Below are 17,508 nucleotides of genomic sequence, written 5' to 3' on the forward strand. Positions count from 1 at the left end.
GTAACGCCGCATCCGGCATGAACAAAGCGATCTTTGTTAACAATCTGAGGCAGCGCCAGACGCAGTGCCTCGTTTTATTTATAAAATGCCGAAGGCGGAACAAACGATGGAAAGCACAAAAGTCACGCCGATTAACAGCACCGGATGCGCTTTTTTCACCCGTAGGAAGTAATACATCAGCAGGGTATAAGCCATCGGCAAAATATTCGGGAAGACTTTATCGAAGAAATCCTGTTGCAGAGCGACGCTGTGGGTACTGTCGATAGCAAACGACGTCACCACGTTAATATGCACATATGAAGCGATCAGCCCGCCAATTACCGTGATCCCGAGGATGGTTGCCGAACGGGCGATCATCTGCGAGTTTTCTCTAACTTTATCGATAGCCTTTACGCCGACCGAATAACCAACGTGGGTCCAGCCGACGCGGAGGAAAAAGATAATCAGGTACACGGCGAAGAACAGAATCGGCCCCAGCAGGTTTCCCTGGCTAGCAAATGATGAGCAAATTCCCGCCATAATCGGCAACAAAGTGAACCAGAAAATCGCATCGCCAATCCCGGCGATTGGGCCAAACAGTGCCACTTTGAGGCCTTTAATGGTGTCGCGGTTTTCCCCTTTCTCTTCCATCGAAATTAACAATCCCATCAGGAATCCGACCAGATTCGGATGGGTATTAATAAATTCGAGATTATCTTTCATCGCCGCGCTTAAGCCCGGTTTGTCGTCCTTATAAATCTTTTTCAGGATCGGCAACATCGCCCAGGTAAAACCGCCCGCCTGCATCCTTTCGTAGTTAAAGCTCGCTTGCAACAGCGACGAACGAAAGCCCAGACGGGTGATATCTTTTTTACTGATTTCAGATCCCATTGCTGTAGTCCTCTTCTTCATTTTTACTGGCAACGGGCTGCGGTTGCGCTTGCTGCCGGGATTTCGCATTGAAAAACTCATACACCGCAAAGCCTGCGCCCAGCACGGCAACCGGCAACAGGTTACTGACCTGGATGTAGCAAACAAACAGGAAACCAGCGATCAGGTAAGGGATATATTGCGCTTTGAACATCACGCGCAGCAGCAGACCAAAACCAACGGCAGGTAGAATGCCGCCAGCCACTTCAAAGCCGTGGGTCAGCCAGGCGGGCATCGCCTTCACCAGCGCCTGCATCGCGCCCTGCGCCAGGTAAGTACAGAGGAAAGCAATTACCGCATACGCTAAAGCGACAATCAGCATCGTTGTCCAGTTAAGTCGGGAAAACGCTGCTGTATCCGCCTCTTTCGCGCATTTATCGGCTTTGGTCATAAATAATGAGAATGCCGAATAGAAGAACAGAATGACGTACTGCATTAACAAACTAAACGGCAGGCCAAGACCAATTGCCGTTTTGGCATCAACGCCCGTAGACCATGCAATGACAGTGGTCATCAGACCCGCCATAATCGGGTTGGGCGGCTGAACACCCCCGGCAGGGGTTAATCCGGCGAAAGCCAGCTCTGTCAGACCACCGGTAATTAAGCCAGTCTGAATATCACCGAGAATAGCGCCAGTGAGGGTACAAACGATTATCGGGCGGAATAAAAATAAGGCTTCCAGCCAAAAATCAATCCCCAGAACGAAAACTAACGCCGCCAGGGATAGCCCCTGAATTAGGGTTATTTCATGCATTTTTATTACCTCAAACCAATATTAAGGCGATTTTAAATTTAGTCAGGAATTTGTTCTTTTTGATCGCCGGGGACGTCCTGGATAAAAACATTTACGCCGCGTTGTTTAATAAAATGTAAGTCCGTGAGATCTTGAGAATCGACATACACTTTACTGCTGATTTGCTTTTTCCCTTCCGAGAAATGCATATTACCGACGTTGACATCTTTCAGGTCAATACCACCTTCTACCAATTTACGTACCGTTTGTGGCGTACGGCAAATCAGGAAGATCTTCTGATGCGGCGCAGCTTTTCCGATAACATTAATGGTTTTTTCGATAGTAAAGAAACGAATGCCAAAGCCGTAGGTTTCTGCGGTAATCCCCATCAATTTCTGTTGAATATCATCGTTAGCGACGACATCATCCACGACCACCAGCAGATTCGCACCGATAGTGGATGTCCAGGTCACGCCAACCTGGCCATGAACCAGACGGTTATCAATACGGGTTAAGAGAATATTTGGACTGCTCATTGTGTAATCCTCACCATAAAGTTGAATAATATAATCTTTTTAAATATATTATTGTTGCGATATTGTACTGATGTATTTATTAAGGTTTAGTTATCTCCTTTGCCGTTAAGGCACTCCCCGATATTAATCGGGCAGTGCATTCTGAAAAATCGTATAAAATTAATGATTACGCGGAAATTCGATTCGCTGAACCACAGACATTAATTTTATTTCTGACGACTTCTTTCATCGCATCCATACCGACGCGCATATAATAACGAGGATCATTACCCTGCGGATTTTCCGCAAACCAGGCTTTTACCGCACCTGCGAAGGCAATTTTCAATTCCGTGGCAACGTTCACTTTTGTTACACCAAGCTCAATAGTGCGGCGGACAAATTCATCCGGGACATCGCTGGCACCATGCAGCACCAGAGGAACATCCACCACTTCACGAATTTCCGCCAGCCGCTGGAAATCAATCTTCGGCGTTTTGCTGTATAAGCCGTGCGCCGTACCAATCGCTACCGCCAGGCTGTCGACGCCAGTCAGTTCGACAAAGCGTTTAGCTTCTTGTGGATCGGTCAGGAATGCACTTTCGGCGTCGACGCTCATGTCATCTTCAACACCGCCCAGACGGCCCAGTTCTGCTTCCACGCTGCAATCCTGCGAGTGGCAGAAGTCGACAACCGATTTCACCAGCTTCACGTTCTCGGCAAATGGGAAGTGACTGCCGTCGATCATCGCACTGCGTACGCCTGTGTGGACTTTTCGGCGAATATCATCGAGTGATTCGTGGTGGTCGAGATGCAGCGCCAGCGGCATGTTGTAGGTTGTGGAATAGGCGCTACACAGAGCGTAGATCTCTTCTAGCGCAATATGTTTAAAGGTCCCCGGCGTCCCGGCGAGGATCACTGGCGATCGCATTTCGCTACATACTTCGAGGATCGCCTGGATCGTCTCGGCGTTATGAATGTTAAAGGCTGGCACCGCGTAGCCATTGGCCTGGGCGTCCTGTAACAGATATTTGGTGGAGATAATGCTCATAATGCGATCCTCTTATGCCTGCCACGGATGAATGATTACGCCTTGCACCACGCGGTTTACGGTGCCACTGGCGGATGGGGTATCCGGCGTATTGCCCATGTGCAACGACTGCATCAGTGCAAACGTCTGGGCGTACATCAGGAAGCAAAATGCCTGTTCAACGTCGATAAAGTGACGGGATGGCGGCAGGATGATATGCGGGCCAGCGGCGATAACATCGTTACTTTCCGCGGCGATGGCGATTACGCGCATTGCCTGGCTGTCATGGCGGAGTTCTGCCAGCAGATCAAGATCATACTGACGGGTGTAAGGGTGGCTGGAGATAAATACCACCACCAACGTTTCGTTATCGACCAGCGATTTCGGGCCATGACGGAATCCGGTCGGGGAATCATAAAAGGCCGCCAGTTTACCCGCCGTTAGTTCCAGCACTTTCAGCGCCGACTCGCGTGCTGCGCCCTGTAAGCCACCGCTACCGAGATAAACGATCCGTTTCCACGGTGCGTAACCAAACACACCTTCACTGAAATCGCCCAGTGAGGTCAGGATCGCCTGGCAACGATCCGCCACATCGCGGAAGCTCTGGCTGTTGATCGTCTCAGGTGCGAAAACCGCGAGGCAGCTGGCCATCATGGTGGTAATGCTGCTGGTCATCGCAAAGCCGCGATCGTGTGTTTCTGCGGGCATCAGCAGGACAAACGCGTTGTCGCTGTTGATCGCGTTTTGGTAAAGATCGCCCGCTTCGTTGCAGGTGATCGGCAGGTGATAGCACTCGGGTACAAACTGATTCGCCAGTTCCACGGCGGCAACGCTTTCCGGGCTGTTGCCGGAACGCCCGAAGGAGATCAACAGCAGCGGATGAGCTGGGTTCAGGTAGTCCATCGGATTAGTGACCAGATCGGTGGTTGGTACGGCGCTGAAGTTTTTACCGGTATGGCTGGCGAGCCACGGCGCGATGATGTCACCGATAAATGCCGAGGTTCCGGCTCCGGTCAGGATGATCCGCAGATTCTCTTTGCGCAGTAACGGTTCAAGGAAGTTACTGAGCGCGGAACGTAACGCGTCGATGTTGGTGAGGGAACGGATCCATGCGCGAGGCTGATGACGGATCTCTTCTTCGGTCCATGTACCGGTGGTCGCGGCAGCAGGGGTGTAATTTTCTGACATAACTCAATCCTTAGTCTGATGAACTTGACTTCCGGCGTGGTAGCTTTCGCTTGCCTTTCGTTTCATTTCACTTGGTGATTTCTTTCGTTGATTAAAATCTATAGAAAAGAAACTGAAAGTTCAATGGAGAAAAAGGAAATAAAACGAAATCTGTGATCGTTGAAAGAAAAGATAAGGGAAGCAAAAGGGATTTCCGCATGCGGCGTTAACGCCTTATTCGGCCTGGCAATCACTGCCGTAGGTCGGATAAGACGCGTTAGCGTCGCATCCGACACCGCTACGCAGCCTAAAAAGAAAGAAAAAGAAAGGCCTTACGGGGGAAGTGAAGGCCCAATAACGGAGCAAACAATTAAAACGAAGCTAATTGACCCTGAACCCAAATTTGTTGCACATGCAGCCCGCTATCCAGCGCAACGACGCTGGCGCGTTTGCCCGGTTTAAGCGATCCCAGAACACCATCAACACCCAGCATTCGCGCCGGATGCAGCGACGCCATATGGATGGCTTCCGCAGGCGTTACGCCCGTCAACTCGACCATATTGCGCACTGCCGCATCGACAGACAGCGTACTGCCCGCCAGCCCACCGGACGCGGTACGGACAACGCCACCGTGCATCTGCACTTCTTCACCACATAACGTATAGCGACCATCCGGCATCCCGGCTGCCTGCATCGCGTCGGTGATCAGCACGATTCTCTCTTTCGCACAGCAACAACACAGCGACATCGCCGCCGGATGTACATGATGCCCATCGGCTATCAGTTCCAGCCAGGCGCGCTTGTCTGTTAATCCCGCGCCAACCATTCCCGGTTCGCGGTGATGTAAACCCGTCATCCCGTTATAGCAATGTACCAGGCCGTCTGCGCCAGCATCAAACGCAGCGCAGGTTTGTTGCCAGGTTGCTGCGCTATGTCCCAGCATCACCCGTACGTTTTGCTGTTTAAGATGGCGGATGGCCTGCAATGCCCCTTCTTTTTCCGGTGCCAGTGCCACCACGCGCAAAGTGTGCTGAGAAACGGTAATCAATTGATCCAGCTCGGTAATTTCCAGCTCGCGGAACAGCTCCGGCGGATGTGCGCCTTTATTCTGCGGCGTGAAGTACGGTCCTTCGAGATAACTTCCCAGCACTTGCGCACCAGGTCCGCCGCGTTGGCAACGTTGAGCAATACGCGCCAGCGTCGCATGAATGGCATTAAGCGGCGCGGTTACGGTAGTCGGCAACCAACTGCCGACACCTTCGCGCGCTTTGTGCATTGCCAGCTTGTCGAGCGCATCCGGTGCGTCATCCATCACATCAACGCCCGCGCCGCCGTGCACATGGGTGTCGATGTAAGCGGGGCAGAGCAGTTCCGCATTGCGTTCAGTCACGCCTGGTGGAATCGGTTCGATTGCCGCGATCACACCGTCAGCAATACGCAGCTGATGATCATCAAGCCAGCCCTCTTCAGTCAGCAGCCTTCTGGCGCGCAGAACTTGTGTCATATTCCTTCCTCGACCGGACATTCTTCATGGCAGCGACTAAGTTCGTCCACCAGACTGGTCAGCCCACGGTGTCCGCACTCCAGCGCCTGCACACGGAACTCTTCACTACTTAACCCTTCGCGCTCCAGCACCATCTCCAGTAGCAGTTGTAAATTGGTGCCGGTTATCACTTCACAGCCCGGTTTTTGCATCGCCAGCGTTGAAGCCACGCGAAACGGCGTGCCGCCCAGCAAATCCGTCAGGAAAACAATGCCGTCTTCACAATCCAGTTGGGCGATGGCTTCTTCAAGCTGCGATGTAAGTAGTGCGGTGCTTGAGGTTTCGGGAAAATCGATGGCGATAAACTGCGATTGCTCGCCGAGGATTTGCTTCATTGCTTTTTCCATGCCGCTGGCAAACCCGCCATGCCCTGTCAAAATAATACTTAACATCTAATACCTCATTGTATTTAAAGGAAATGGCAGAATTTACCGACGATGCCGAGAACCACGGTAACTGCAATCAGGCGCAGCGGACTCCAGCCGCGGCGTACCAGCCAGAACATGGTCAGGGTGTAGACCAGCGGTAAGAAGGCAGGCATCAGTTTGTCGATAACATCAGCCTGTAACTTAACCACTGCGTCGCCCGCTGTGATTTCCAGCGTGGTGCTTAAACGAACATAGGTTGCCACCAGCGCGCCGATTACCGTCATCCCAACGATAGACGCAGCATGGCCGACTTTTTTGGTATTCGCTTTAATCAGCGGAATCGCCGCCACGCCCATACGGTAAGCATAATGCGCCAGACCAAAACGCAGCCCCAGGTGTACCACGTTGAACAGCACAATAAAGACGACTGCGCCAAGAATGGAGCCTTGCAACGCCAGACTGGCACCAATCCCGCCACAAATTGGCAGTAGCGTCAGCCAGAACATCGCATCACCAATTCCGCCAAGTGGCGCACCGACGGCAATTTTGGTGCTCTGAATACTGTTAACGTCCTGCTTAGAACGCTCCATCGCAAGGATAATGCCGATAACAAACGTCACCAGAAACGGATGGGTATTGAAGAAACCCATATGGCCTTTCATCGCGCGCGCCAGGTCGCGTTTATTGGTGTGGATCTTTTTCAGTGCTGGCAGCAGACCGTACAGCCAACCGGAAGCCTGCATACGTTCGTAGTTAAAAGAAGCCTGTAACAGCATGGAACGCCAGGCGACGCGGTTGATATCTTTTTTCGTCAGCTCCGCGCCAATGCTCTGGTCTTCATACACGTTTTCATTGACGCCAGTCAGCAATGTTTCTTCATTTTCGCTGACGTTCGGCAGGGTAGTTTGATTAGATGCCATCTTCAAATTCCTCTTTCTGTGCCGCAGGTTGAGTCGGTTCAGGAGATTTACGCAGCAGGTCGATCAGCGCCATCGCCAGCGCAGCGGCAGCAATAGCCAGCACCGGTAACTTGAGCCAGGCAGCGGCAACAAAGCCCAGGATGAAGTAGGGGATGTAGACGTTTTTCATCATGATTTTCAGCAGCACGGCAAAACCGATTGCTGGCATGATGCCGCCCGCGACGCCGAGGCCGTCGATTAATCGTTGCGGCAGGACATCAATGATGGTTTTTGCATGTTCCGCGCCGAAGTAGATAGGCAGGAAAGCGCAGAGAAAATAGAAGATGCCGAGCGCCAGCAGCGCCAGATAGTTCACACGCTCAATGCCGCGTGTATCGGCGTTCTCCGCCATTCGGTCGCAGCGGGACATCACGCCAGACATCACCGAGAACAGGAAGGTAATCCCCATCTGTACCGCAACCGCGAAAGGCACGGCGACACCGACCGCGACATCGGGTTTCACGCCGGTAGTAATAGCAAATGCCGTACCGACGATAGTGCCGATAATCACGTTAGGCGGCTGTGCGCCCGCCAGAGGGGCCAGCCCCATCCACACCAGTTCCAGCGTACCGCCGGTTAAAATACCGGTATGCAGATCGCCAAGTACCAGCCCGACCAACGGGCCGAGGACCACCGGGCGGTGCATATGGGTTAGGCCGTTAAACATATCCAGACCAGCGATAAAGGCGATAATGCCCAACGCAAATGCCTGCAACAGACTGATTTCCATGATGAATCCCTCAAAGTAATTTAAAGAGGTCCACAGCAGGCTCTGTCGGGACGCCCTGAACGAAGCATTCCACCCCAGCGGCTTTCAGGTCGTTAAATGCTGCGATATCGCCCGCATCCACAGAAACCGTTTTGGCGATTTGCTGCTTGCCATTGGCGTAGTGCATATTGCCAACGTTAATGCGGCTAACCGGGACGCCACCTTTCACCAGCGTCAGGAAATCGGCAGGTGTTTTACAAACCAGCAGGATTTTCTGTCGATCGGCGGCGCGATGAATGTTGTCGATAACTTTTTGCAGCGTCCAGAAACGTACGGCTATCCCTTCTGCCAGTACCATTTCCATCAGGTTTTGTTGTACCGGATCTTCGGCAACCTCATCGTTGGCTACCAGCACCAGATTTGCCCCCGCAAATCCGACCCACTGAACGCCGACCTGACCGTGAATCAAGCGTTCATCAATCCGGCTTAAAACAATATTTGGCATAGCGTCTTCCTCTTTGTTTTGGTTATTGGCCTTCACAGGCTGTGTGGTACTGCGCCAGGATGTCCTGAATGTGGTTGATAATTAACGCCCGTGGCGTCGGTTGCAGCTCGCCGGAGCGAACTTTCACGTACTGCAGCGGCAGATACTGGCTGATGAGCGGTAGCGGAATCGGTGAATCCGCCAGATTACGAACCAGATGAGCGAAAGCGTCATCAATCTGGCTGTCCGGCCAGTAATAGCGCACACGATCCGAGTAGCTATAACCACGCGCCAGACGACGCGCGTTGCCGTCACCGTGGTAGTGGCTTTGCCAGTATTCCGGGCGGTCGAGCATCACGTTTTCCAGTACCTGACGCAGACCGGAACAGGCTTTCGCTGGCACCAGTTCTTCTTCAAGCGCCGCCAGAGAGAACAGAGCTTCACGCAGGGCGAAGGTCAGCGCCGGGCCAACTTTCAGAATGGCAAAATGGTCAATAACCAACTGACGTAACGATTGCGGCGTTTGATAATCCGTAGAGTGAGCTTCGAAAATCAGCGTTTCGTAGTTTTCGATCATCTGGCTTAAGGTAGCCGCTTTGGCGGGCTGATAATCAATAACGTTGGTGTGATCGAATTCGACGCCAGGCTGAACTACCAGCGCGATGATGCGCGGCCAGATGGCATTCAGACCTTGCTTTTCAAAAGCGTGACGATGGGCTTCCAGCGTGGCGCGGGCGGCATCCGGCGTGGTGACCGCCAGTTCGCTTAAGGTTTCATGTGCGCCGCCAGGCACCGGAACTTCGGTGCCAATGACATACACCAGATCGGCTTCGCCAAAATGTTCACGGCAGGTTTCTTCCGCCACTTTCGCCAGACGAGCGGCGCGTTCGGCAACGATGCCATCGGTTAAGGGAACCGGATCGTCCTGACAGGACATGCTGCAATCAAGGTGAATTTTTTTGAATCCTGCCGCGACGTAGCTTTTAATCAAATCATCGGCATTGGCCATCGCCTTAGCGGCAGGCAGGTTTTGCCAGCGGTTTGGCCCCAGATGGTCGCCACCCAGAATCAACGCGTCCTGTGGGAAATTCAGCGAGTCAGCAAGCTGGCAAACAAAGCCGCGAAAATCGGCGGGCGTCATTCCGGTATAACCGCCGAACTGGTCCACCTGATTGGACGTCGCTTCAATCAGTAGCGGCGTTTGGTTTGCACAGGCGTAGCGGATTGCAGCTTCCAGCACCAGCGGATGTGCGGAACAAACGGCATAAATCCCATTTGTTTTGCCCTCTTTATGCTGTCTCACCATTTCTGTCAGATGTTTCACTTTCCTCTCCAGTTCAGATTACTGCAACTTTAATCTTTCGTTTTGTTTCAATTGATACTGCGACATGGTGAGATAAAAATAAAACGAAAGATAATAGTTTTCTGATCTGATTCACAAAAGAAACATAATGAAAGCCACTGAAACGAGCGTAGCTTGCGTCAATGGGCAAGGTGGGCTTGCAATTGCTTAATAGAAAGGCGTTAATAGGCAAAACGAAATGAAACGAAAGTTTTACGAAAGGACTTACTATGAGTAATACCGACGCTTCAGGCGAGAAGCGAGTGACTGGCACCAGTGAGCGACGAGAGCAGATCATTCAACGCCTGCGCCAGCAAGGAAGTGTGCAAGTTAATGATCTATCGGCATTGTATGGTGTATCTACTGTGACGATCCGTAACGATCTGGCGTTTCTGGAAAAGCAGGGGATCGCTGTGCGGGCCTATGGGGGCGCGTTGATCTGCGATAGCACGACGCCGTCAGTCGAGCCATCAGTGGAAGATAAAAGTGCGCTCAACACGGCGATGAAACGCAGCGTTGCGAAAGCTGCCGTTGAGTTGATTCAGCCAGGTCATCGGGTGATCCTCGATTCCGGGACCACCACTTTTGAGATTGCTCGTCTGATGCGCAAGCACACTGACGTAATTGCGATGACCAACGGTATGAACGTGGCCAATGCTTTGCTGGAAGCGGAAGGCGTTGAGCTGCTGATGACCGGCGGGCATTTGCGCCGTCAGTCGCAATCTTTTTACGGCGATCAGGCTGAACAATCGCTGCAAAATTACCACTTCGATATGCTGTTTCTTGGCGTAGATGCTATTGATCTGGAGCGTGGCGTCAGCACGCATAATGAAGATGAAGCTCGTTTAAACCGTCGGATGTGCGAAGTTGCGGAACGGATCATCGTAGTCACCGATTCCAGTAAGTTCAACCGCTCCAGCCTACATAAGATCATCGATACCCAGCGGATCGACATGATCATTGTCGATAAAGGCATTCCTGCAGATAGCCTGGAAGGGCTGCGAAAGGTTGGGGTTGAAGTGATTCTGGTCGAGGGGTACGCGTCTTCGCTGTGACTCACTATGCCCGATAAACAAGCGATATCGGGCATAATACAACTTGAAGTATGATGAGTATATCAGGTCACCGGTGCCGGGTTAAACACCGCCAGCTGGTTATGCAGTCCCCATTGATCCGAGAAGGTTTTCTTCTTCCCGCTGGCGACGTCGAGAATAAAGTGGAACAGCTTCCAGCCCACCTCTTCAATGGTTTCTTCGCCGGTGGCGATGGTGCCTGCGTTGATATCCATTAAGTCAAACCAACGGTTTGCCAGCTCGGTGCGGGTCGCCATTTTAATGACGGGTACCGCCATCAGGCCGTATGGTGTACCACGGCCGGTCGTAAACACTTGCACGGTGATACCCGAAGCCACCTGTTGCGTGCCACAGACAAAATCGCTGGCTGGCGTCGCGGCGTAAATTAATCCGCGTTTAGTCGGGCGTTGACCGGGCGACAGCACTTCAACAATTGCGCTTTTACCCGATTTCGCAATGGAGCCGAGTGCCTTCTCTACCACGTTTGCCAGACCGCCTTTCTTGTTGCCCGGCGAAGGGTTAGCGCTGCGGTCGGTTTTCCCCATATTGAGATAGTTATCGTACCACTCCATCTCTTCCAGCAGCCGTTTGCCGACCTCTTCGTTAATGGCGCGCGGTGTCAGTAGATGAATCGCGTCACGCACTTCCGTTACTTCTGAAAACATCACCGTTGCACCGCAGCGCACCAGTAAATCAGATGCATACCCAACCGCCGGGTTTGCCGTTACGCCAGAAAATGCATCGCTGCCGCCGCATTGCATGCCGACAACCAGTTCCGAAGCCGGACAGGTTTCTCGCTGACGTTGATTCAGTTTTTGTAGATGGCGTTCGGCGACCTGCAAAATATCCTCGACCATTGATTGAAAGCCGACATGCTTTTCATCCTGCAAACTGACAATGCTGGCGCTTTCTACTGGAATAGCTTGCACATCATCCGTTCCAATCAGTAAACGTTCAGGCTGTAACTTTTCACAGCCCAGGCCAATCACCATCACCTCGCCGCCAAAATTTGGATTGAGCGAAATATTGTGAATGGTACGTATTGGCACTACAGCCGCCGGAGCATTAATCGCCACGCCACAACCGTACAGGTGATTCAGTCCCACTACGCCATCGACGTTCGGGTATTTTGGCAGCAGATCGCGCTCAATGATTTTTACTACGTAATCCACCACGCCTGCCACACAGTGGACGCTGGTGGTAATGCCGAGCAGGTTTTTGGTTCCCACGCTACCATCAGCATTGCGATAGCCTTCAAAGGTATAACCTTCCAGCGGCGGTAAGGGTTCCGGGACTTTGGTTGCCAGTGGCAGCGTGTGTAACGGCGGCGCTTCCGGTAGTACTACCATTGATTCGTCGATCCAGCTTCCGCGTGGGATTGCGCGCACGGCGTAACCAATCACTTCGCCATAACGAATAATTTCTCCATTAGCTGGAATGTCCAGCAATGCGACTTTATACCCCTGAGGAATATGTTCAATTAATTCCAGTCCGTCCGGAAAACGCGTTCCTGCTTTCAGGCCATTATCATTAACAATAATTGCCACATTATCTGTGTCGTGAACTTTTATATAAAACGCAGTTGGCGTTTCTTGTCTGATTTCGATGTTGGCCATTGTGCAATATTCTCCAGCCAGGGACTATTAAAATGAGGACCTGGTCTCATTTAAAAATAAATGACTTCATTGGGTGAAATAAGAATGTCAGGAGTTTAAACGCAGAAATGTGATCAATGTCAATCATTTCAGGGATTGCAGTACCGCCCGGCAAGGCAATGCGTAAATCTGTGCTTTAGCGCGCAACCTTATGTGCATATGCTCAAAATAATATTTAAATCGTATTAATTAAATTAGCATTTGCACAATGATTATTATTCTCGCGCTGCTTATACTGATTCCCGAGTTCATTGTCATTACGGCATAAATGAAACTCATAAATAACATCTTCCCCATAATAATAAAAATCAGCATAAGTACCCGAGGTAAATAAAATGATTCTGGACACCGTTGACGAAAAAAAGAAAGGCGTGCATACCCGCTATTTAATATTACTGATTATTTTTATTGTTACCGCCGTTAACTACGCCGATCGTGCAACGCTGTCTATTGCTGGTACCGAAGTAGCAAAAGAGTTGCAGTTAAGTGCGGTTTCGATGGGTTACATCTTCTCCGCTTTTGGCTGGGCCTACTTGCTGATGCAAATCCCCGGCGGCTGGCTGCTTGATAAGTTTGGCTCGAAGAAAGTTTACACTTACAGCCTCTTTTTCTGGTCGCTGTTCACCTTCCTGCAAGGCTTTGTCGATATGTTTCCGCTGGCCTGGGCTGGGATCTCCATGTTCTTTATGCGCTTTATGCTGGGGTTTTCGGAAGCGCCGTCATTCCCGGCGAACGCCCGTATTGTCGCGGCCTGGTTCCCGACGAAAGAACGTGGTACTGCCTCCGCCATCTTTAACTCGGCGCAATATTTCTCGCTGGCGCTCTTCTCACCGCTGCTTGGCTGGCTGACTTTTGCCTGGGGCTGGGAGCACGTCTTTACCGTTATGGGAGTGATTGGTTTTGTGCTGACGGCGCTGTGGATCAAGTTGATTCATAACCCGACAGATCACCCACGCATGTCCGCGGAAGAGTTGAAGTTTATCTCTGAAAATGGCGCGGTGGTTGATATGGACCACAAAAAGCCGGGCAGTGCAGTGGCAAGCGGTCCCAAACTGCATTACATCAAGCAATTGCTCTCCAGCCGCATGATGCTGGGTGTATTTTTCGGACAATATTTTATCAACACCATCACCTGGTTCTTCCTTACCTGGTTCCCGATTTATCTGGTGCAGGAAAAAGGCATGTCGATTCTGAAGGTAGGCCTGGTCGCCTCGATTCCGGCACTGTGTGGTTTTGCTGGAGGCGTGCTCGGTGGTGTCTTCTCGGATTATCTGATCAAACGCGGTTTGTCACTGACCCTGGCTCGTAAGCTACCGATTGTACTGGGAATGTTGCTGGCTTCCACCATCATCTTATGTAACTACACCAACAACACCACGCTGGTGGTCATGCTGATGGCGCTGGCCTTCTTTGGCAAAGGATTTGGTGCGCTGGGCTGGCCGGTGATTTCTGACACCGCGCCGAAAGAGATTGTTGGCCTCTGCGGCGGCGTATTTAACGTCTTTGGCAATGTTGCCTCCATTGTCACTCCACTGGTGATTGGTTACCTGGTAAGTGAACTGCACTCCTTCAATGCGGCACTGGTCTTCGTGGGATGTTCGGCGCTGATGGCGATGGTCTGCTACCTCTTCGTGGTTGGCGACATTAAACGTATGGAATTGCAGAAATAAGCAAAGGTATAAGCGATGAATAACGATATTTTTCCCAATAAATTCAAAGCCGCATTGGCCGCGAAACAAATACAAATTGGTTGCTGGTCAGCTCTCTCTAACCCGATAAGCACTGAAGTTCTTGGTTTGGCTGGCTTTGACTGGCTGGTGCTGGATGGCGAACATGCGCCAAACGATATCTCCACATTTATTCCCCAGCTGATGGCCCTGAAAGGTAGCCCCAGCGCGCCAGTGGTGCGGGTGCCGACCAACGAACCGGTAATTATTAAGCGTCTTCTGGATATCGGTTTCTATAACTTCCTGATTCCATTTGTCGAAACAGAAGAGGAAGCGGTACAAGCAGTGGCATCTACTCGTTATCCACCAGAAGGTATTCGCGGCGTCTCCGTTTCTCACCGTGCCAATATGTTTGGCACCGTGGCGGATTATTTCGCTCAGTCGAACAAGAACATCACCATTCTGGTCCAGATTGAAAGTCAGCAAGGCGTAGATAACGTCGATGCCATCGCCGCTACCGAAGGTGTAGACGGCATCTTCGTCGGTCCCAGCGATCTGGCTGCGGCATTAGGCCATCTCGGCAATGCATCACACCCGGATGTACAAAAAGCGATTCAACATATTTTTAACCGTGCCAGAGCGCACGGCAAACCCAGCGGTATCCTCGCACCGGTCGAAGCCGATGCGCGTCGTTATCTGGAATGGGGCGCGACGTTTGTGGCTGTTGGTAGCGATCTCGGCGTGTTCCGCTCTGCCACCCAGAAACTGGCAGATACCTTTAAAAAATAACCACCACCGCAACAAGAGAGATGATTGATATGACTATGAAAGTTGGTTTTATTGGCCTGGGTATTATGGGTAAACCAATGAGTAAAAACCTTCTGAAAGCAGGTTACTCGCTGGTGGTTTCTGACCGTAACCCTGAAGTTATCGCAGAAGTGATAGCTGCAGGTGCAGAAACAGCTTCTACGGCTAAAGCGATCGCTGAACAGTGCGACGTCATCATTACCATGCTGCCAAACTCTCCTCATGTGAAAGAAGTGGCGCTGGGTGAAAATGGCATTATTGAAGGCGCGAAACCCGGCACGGTATTGATCGACATGAGTTCTATCGCACCGTTGGCAAGCCGTGAAATCAGCGAAGCGCTGAAAGCGAAAGGCATTGATATGCTTGATGCTCCGGTTAGCGGTGGTGAGCCGAAAGCGATTGATGGCACTCTGTCAGTGATGGTGGGTGGCGATAAGGCTATTTTCGACAAATACTATGACTTAATGAAAGCGATGGCGGGGTCTGTGGTACATACCGGGGAAATCGGTGCAGGCAACGTCACCAAACTGGCCAACCAGGTCATTGTGGCGCTGAATATTGCCGCGATGTCAGAAGCGTTGACGCTGGCAACCAAAGCAGGCGTTAACCCGGATCTGGTTTATCAGGCAATTCGTGGTGGACTGGCGGGCAGTACCGTGCTGGATGCGAAAGCGCCAATGGTGATGGACCGTAACTTCAAGCCAGGTTTCCGTATTGATCTGCATATTAAGGATCTGGCGAATGCGCTGGATACCTCCCACGGCGTTGGCGCGCAACTGCCGCTGACGGCTGCGGTTATGGAGATGATGCAAGCGCTGCGTGCCGATGGTCTGGGAACAGCAGACCATAGCGCCCTTGCGTGCTACTACGAAAAACTGGCGAAAGTCGAAGTTACTCGCTAATGACGTCGTGCCCGGATGGCTTATTGCTATCCGGGCCTGGAATCCAGGCCGAATAAGAGAAACGCCCCCCGGCGTCATGTGGTAACAGGCAAAGGTATGAAAATCGTAATCGCCCCAGACTCTTATAAAGAAAGTTTATCAGCCAGCGAGGTTGCGCAGGCGATAGAAAAAGGATTTCGGGAAATTTTTCCTGATGCACAGTACGTTTCTGTTCCTGTTGCCGACGGTGGCGAAGGAACGGTGGAAGCGATGATTGCTGCCACCCAGGGGGCTGAACGTCACGCCTGGGTTACAGGGCCGCTGGGCGAGAAAGTGAATGCCAGTTGGGGGATCTCCGGCGACGGCAAAACCGCGTTTATCGAAATGGCTGCGGCCAGTGGGCTGGCGCTGGTGCCATCGGAAAAGCGTGATCCGCTGGTAACCACTTCACGCGGCACAGGGGAGTTAATCCTGCAGGCGCTGGAGAGCGGTGCAACAAGCATCATTATCGGTATTGGCGGTAGCGCCACCAACGATGGCGGTGCAGGGATGATGCAGGCGCTGGGAGCGAAGTTAAGCGATGCCAATGGCAATGAAATCGGCTTTGGCGGCGGCAGTCTTAATACTCTGAATACCATTGATATCAGTGGCCTCGATCCACGTTTAAAGAATTGTACGATTCGCGTCGCCTGTGATGTCACCAATCCGCTGGTGGGCGACAGTGGCGCTTCGCGGATCTTTGGCCCGCAAAAAGGGGCGAATGAAGCCACGATTGTCGAGCTGGACAAGAATCTCTCTCACTATGCTGATGTCATCAAAAAATCGCTGCATGTTGATGTGAAAGACGTCCCCGGTGCAGGTGCGGCGGGCGGAATGGGCGCGGCGTTGATGGCTTTTCTTGGCGCAGAGCTAAAGAGCGGCATTGAGATTGTGACTACGGCGCTCAATCTGGAAGAACATATTCATGATTGCACGCTGGTTATCACCGGAGAAGGGCGCATTGATAGCCAGAGCATCCATGGCAAAGTACCGATTGGGGTGGCTAATGTGGCGAAGAAATACAATAAACCGGTAATTGGTATTGCGGGTAGTCTTACGAAGGATGTTGGCGTTGTGCACCAGCATGGTATCGATGCTGTATTCAGCGTGTTAAACAGTATTGTTACGCTGGATGAAGCTTTCAGCGGGGCTTATGACAATATTTACCGAGCTTCGCGCAATATTGCTGCAACACTGGCGATTGGAATGCGCAACGCGGGGTGACAAGGGCGTGTAAACCCTCTATACTGCGCGCCGAAGCTGACCAGACAGTCGCCGCTTCGTCGTCGTCCTCTTCGGGGGAGACGGGCGGAGGGGAGGAAAGTCCGGGCTCCATAGGGCAGGGTGCCAGGTAACGCCTGGGGGGGAAACCCACGACCAGTGCAACAGAGAGCAAACCGCCGATGGCCCACGCGAGTGGGATCAGGTAAGGGTGAAAGGGTGCGGTAAGAGCGCACCGCGCGGCTGGTAACAGTCCGTGGCACGGTAAACTCCACCCGGAGCAAGGCCAAATAGGGGTTCATAAGGTACGGCCCGTACTGAACCCGGGTAGGCTGCTTGAGCCAGTGAGCGATTGCTGGCCTAGATGAATGACTGTCCACGACAGAACCCGGCTTATCGGTCAGTTTCA

Annotated in this window: 17 protein-coding genes and 1 other RNA gene; 6 read left to right on the forward strand and 12 right to left on the reverse strand. The window is 51.9% G+C overall.

Features of this window, described 5'->3' with window-relative positions:
- Positions 1-78: 78 nt before the first annotated feature.
- The 11 genes from agaD to kbaZ form a co-directional block, all read right to left on the reverse strand.
- On the reverse strand, positions 79-870 hold the full coding sequence (gene agaD, locus FEK43_RS20035) for a PTS galactosamine transporter subunit IID (protein ID WP_130204630.1): 792 nt from the start codon (positions 868-870) through the stop codon (positions 79-81).
- Positions 860-1,663 carry a PTS galactosamine transporter subunit IIC gene (gene agaC, locus FEK43_RS20040; RefSeq protein WP_130204632.1) on the reverse strand — a complete coding sequence of 268 codons (804 nt, stop codon included), beginning with the start codon at positions 1,661-1,663 and terminating at the stop codon, positions 860-862. Before agaC ends, agaD begins: the two co-directional genes overlap by 11 nt.
- Positions 1,664-1,701: 38 nt before the next feature.
- The gene (gene agaB / locus FEK43_RS20045) at positions 1,702-2,178 is read right to left on the reverse strand and encodes a PTS galactosamine transporter subunit IIB (RefSeq protein ID WP_130219231.1); all 477 of its coding nucleotides are present in this window, start codon (positions 2,176-2,178) and stop codon (positions 1,702-1,704) included.
- 166 nt (positions 2,179-2,344) lie between these two features.
- Positions 2,345-3,205: a tagatose-bisphosphate aldolase subunit KbaY gene (gene kbaY / locus FEK43_RS20050; RefSeq protein ID WP_000022775.1), complete on the reverse strand. Its 861-nt coding sequence runs from the start codon at positions 3,203-3,205 to the stop codon at positions 2,345-2,347.
- A gap of 12 nt (positions 3,206-3,217) precedes the next feature.
- The gene (locus FEK43_RS20055) at positions 3,218-4,372 is read right to left on the reverse strand and encodes an AgaS family sugar isomerase (RefSeq protein ID WP_135407958.1); all 1,155 of its coding nucleotides are present in this window, start codon (positions 4,370-4,372) and stop codon (positions 3,218-3,220) included.
- Positions 4,373-4,721: 349 nt separating this feature from the next.
- Positions 4,722-5,855 carry an N-acetylglucosamine-6-phosphate deacetylase gene (gene nagA, locus FEK43_RS20060; protein WP_135407956.1) on the reverse strand — a complete coding sequence of 378 codons (1,134 nt, stop codon included), beginning with the start codon at positions 5,853-5,855 and terminating at the stop codon, positions 4,722-4,724.
- Positions 5,852-6,286: a PTS galactosamine/N-acetylgalactosamine transporter subunit IIA gene (agaF, locus tag FEK43_RS20065; RefSeq protein ID WP_130260160.1), complete on the reverse strand. Its 435-nt coding sequence runs from the start codon at positions 6,284-6,286 to the stop codon at positions 5,852-5,854. Before agaF ends, nagA begins: the two co-directional genes overlap by 4 nt.
- A 17-nt stretch (positions 6,287-6,303) precedes the next feature.
- The gene (agaE, locus tag FEK43_RS20070) at positions 6,304-7,182 is read right to left on the reverse strand and encodes a PTS N-acetylgalactosamine transporter subunit IID (protein WP_001295548.1); all 879 of its coding nucleotides are present in this window, start codon (positions 7,180-7,182) and stop codon (positions 6,304-6,306) included.
- A complete protein-coding gene (gene agaW / locus FEK43_RS20075; protein ID WP_000406209.1) occupies positions 7,172-7,951 on the reverse strand; it encodes a PTS N-acetylgalactosamine transporter subunit IIC in 780 nt (259 codons plus the stop codon). Before agaW ends, agaE begins: the two co-directional genes overlap by 11 nt.
- Before the next feature lie 10 nt (positions 7,952-7,961).
- Positions 7,962-8,435, reverse strand: coding sequence for a PTS N-acetylgalactosamine transporter subunit IIB (gene agaV / locus FEK43_RS20080; RefSeq protein ID WP_001352914.1), 474 nt, complete (start codon positions 8,433-8,435; stop codon positions 7,962-7,964).
- A gap of 22 nt (positions 8,436-8,457) precedes the next feature.
- Complete coding sequence (gene kbaZ, locus FEK43_RS20085) at positions 8,458-9,738, reverse strand: tagatose-bisphosphate aldolase subunit KbaZ (protein WP_135407954.1); 1,281 nt, start codon at positions 9,736-9,738, stop codon at positions 8,458-8,460.
- A gap of 248 nt (positions 9,739-9,986) precedes the next feature.
- Between kbaZ and agaR the strand changes: the two genes are divergently transcribed.
- Positions 9,987-10,811, forward strand: coding sequence for an aga operon transcriptional regulator AgaR (gene agaR, locus FEK43_RS20090; RefSeq protein WP_135407952.1), 825 nt, complete (start codon positions 9,987-9,989; stop codon positions 10,809-10,811).
- A gap of 62 nt (positions 10,812-10,873) precedes the next feature.
- Here agaR and garD read toward each other — a convergent pair whose 3' ends face one another.
- Complete coding sequence (garD, locus tag FEK43_RS20095; protein WP_135407950.1) at positions 10,874-12,445, reverse strand: galactarate dehydratase; 1,572 nt, start codon at positions 12,443-12,445, stop codon at positions 10,874-10,876.
- A 374-nt stretch (positions 12,446-12,819) separates the two neighbouring features.
- Between garD and garP the strand changes: the two genes are divergently transcribed.
- The 5 genes from garP to rnpB form a co-directional block, all read left to right on the forward strand.
- Positions 12,820-14,154 (forward strand): galactarate/glucarate/glycerate transporter GarP, encoded by a 1,335-nt coding sequence (garP, locus tag FEK43_RS20100; protein WP_064529564.1) that lies wholly within the window; start codon positions 12,820-12,822, stop codon positions 14,152-14,154.
- Positions 14,155-14,169: 15 nt separating this feature from the next.
- On the forward strand, positions 14,170-14,940 hold the full coding sequence (gene garL / locus FEK43_RS20105; RefSeq protein WP_135407948.1) for a 2-dehydro-3-deoxyglucarate aldolase: 771 nt from the start codon (positions 14,170-14,172) through the stop codon (positions 14,938-14,940).
- A 29-nt stretch (positions 14,941-14,969) separates the two neighbouring features.
- A complete protein-coding gene (gene garR, locus FEK43_RS20110; RefSeq protein ID WP_130260155.1) occupies positions 14,970-15,860 on the forward strand; it encodes a 2-hydroxy-3-oxopropionate reductase in 891 nt (296 codons plus the stop codon).
- A gap of 96 nt (positions 15,861-15,956) precedes the next feature.
- Complete coding sequence (gene garK / locus FEK43_RS20115) at positions 15,957-17,102, forward strand: glycerate 2-kinase (protein ID WP_130204650.1); 1,146 nt, start codon at positions 15,957-15,959, stop codon at positions 17,100-17,102.
- 32 nt (positions 17,103-17,134) lie between these two features.
- Positions 17,135-17,508: RNase P RNA component class A (rnpB, locus tag FEK43_RS20120), an RNA gene on the forward strand; the annotation flags it as partial.

Source organism: Escherichia sp. E2562 (assembly GCF_005781075.1).
Classification (GTDB): Bacteria; Pseudomonadota; Gammaproteobacteria; order Enterobacterales; family Enterobacteriaceae; genus Escherichia.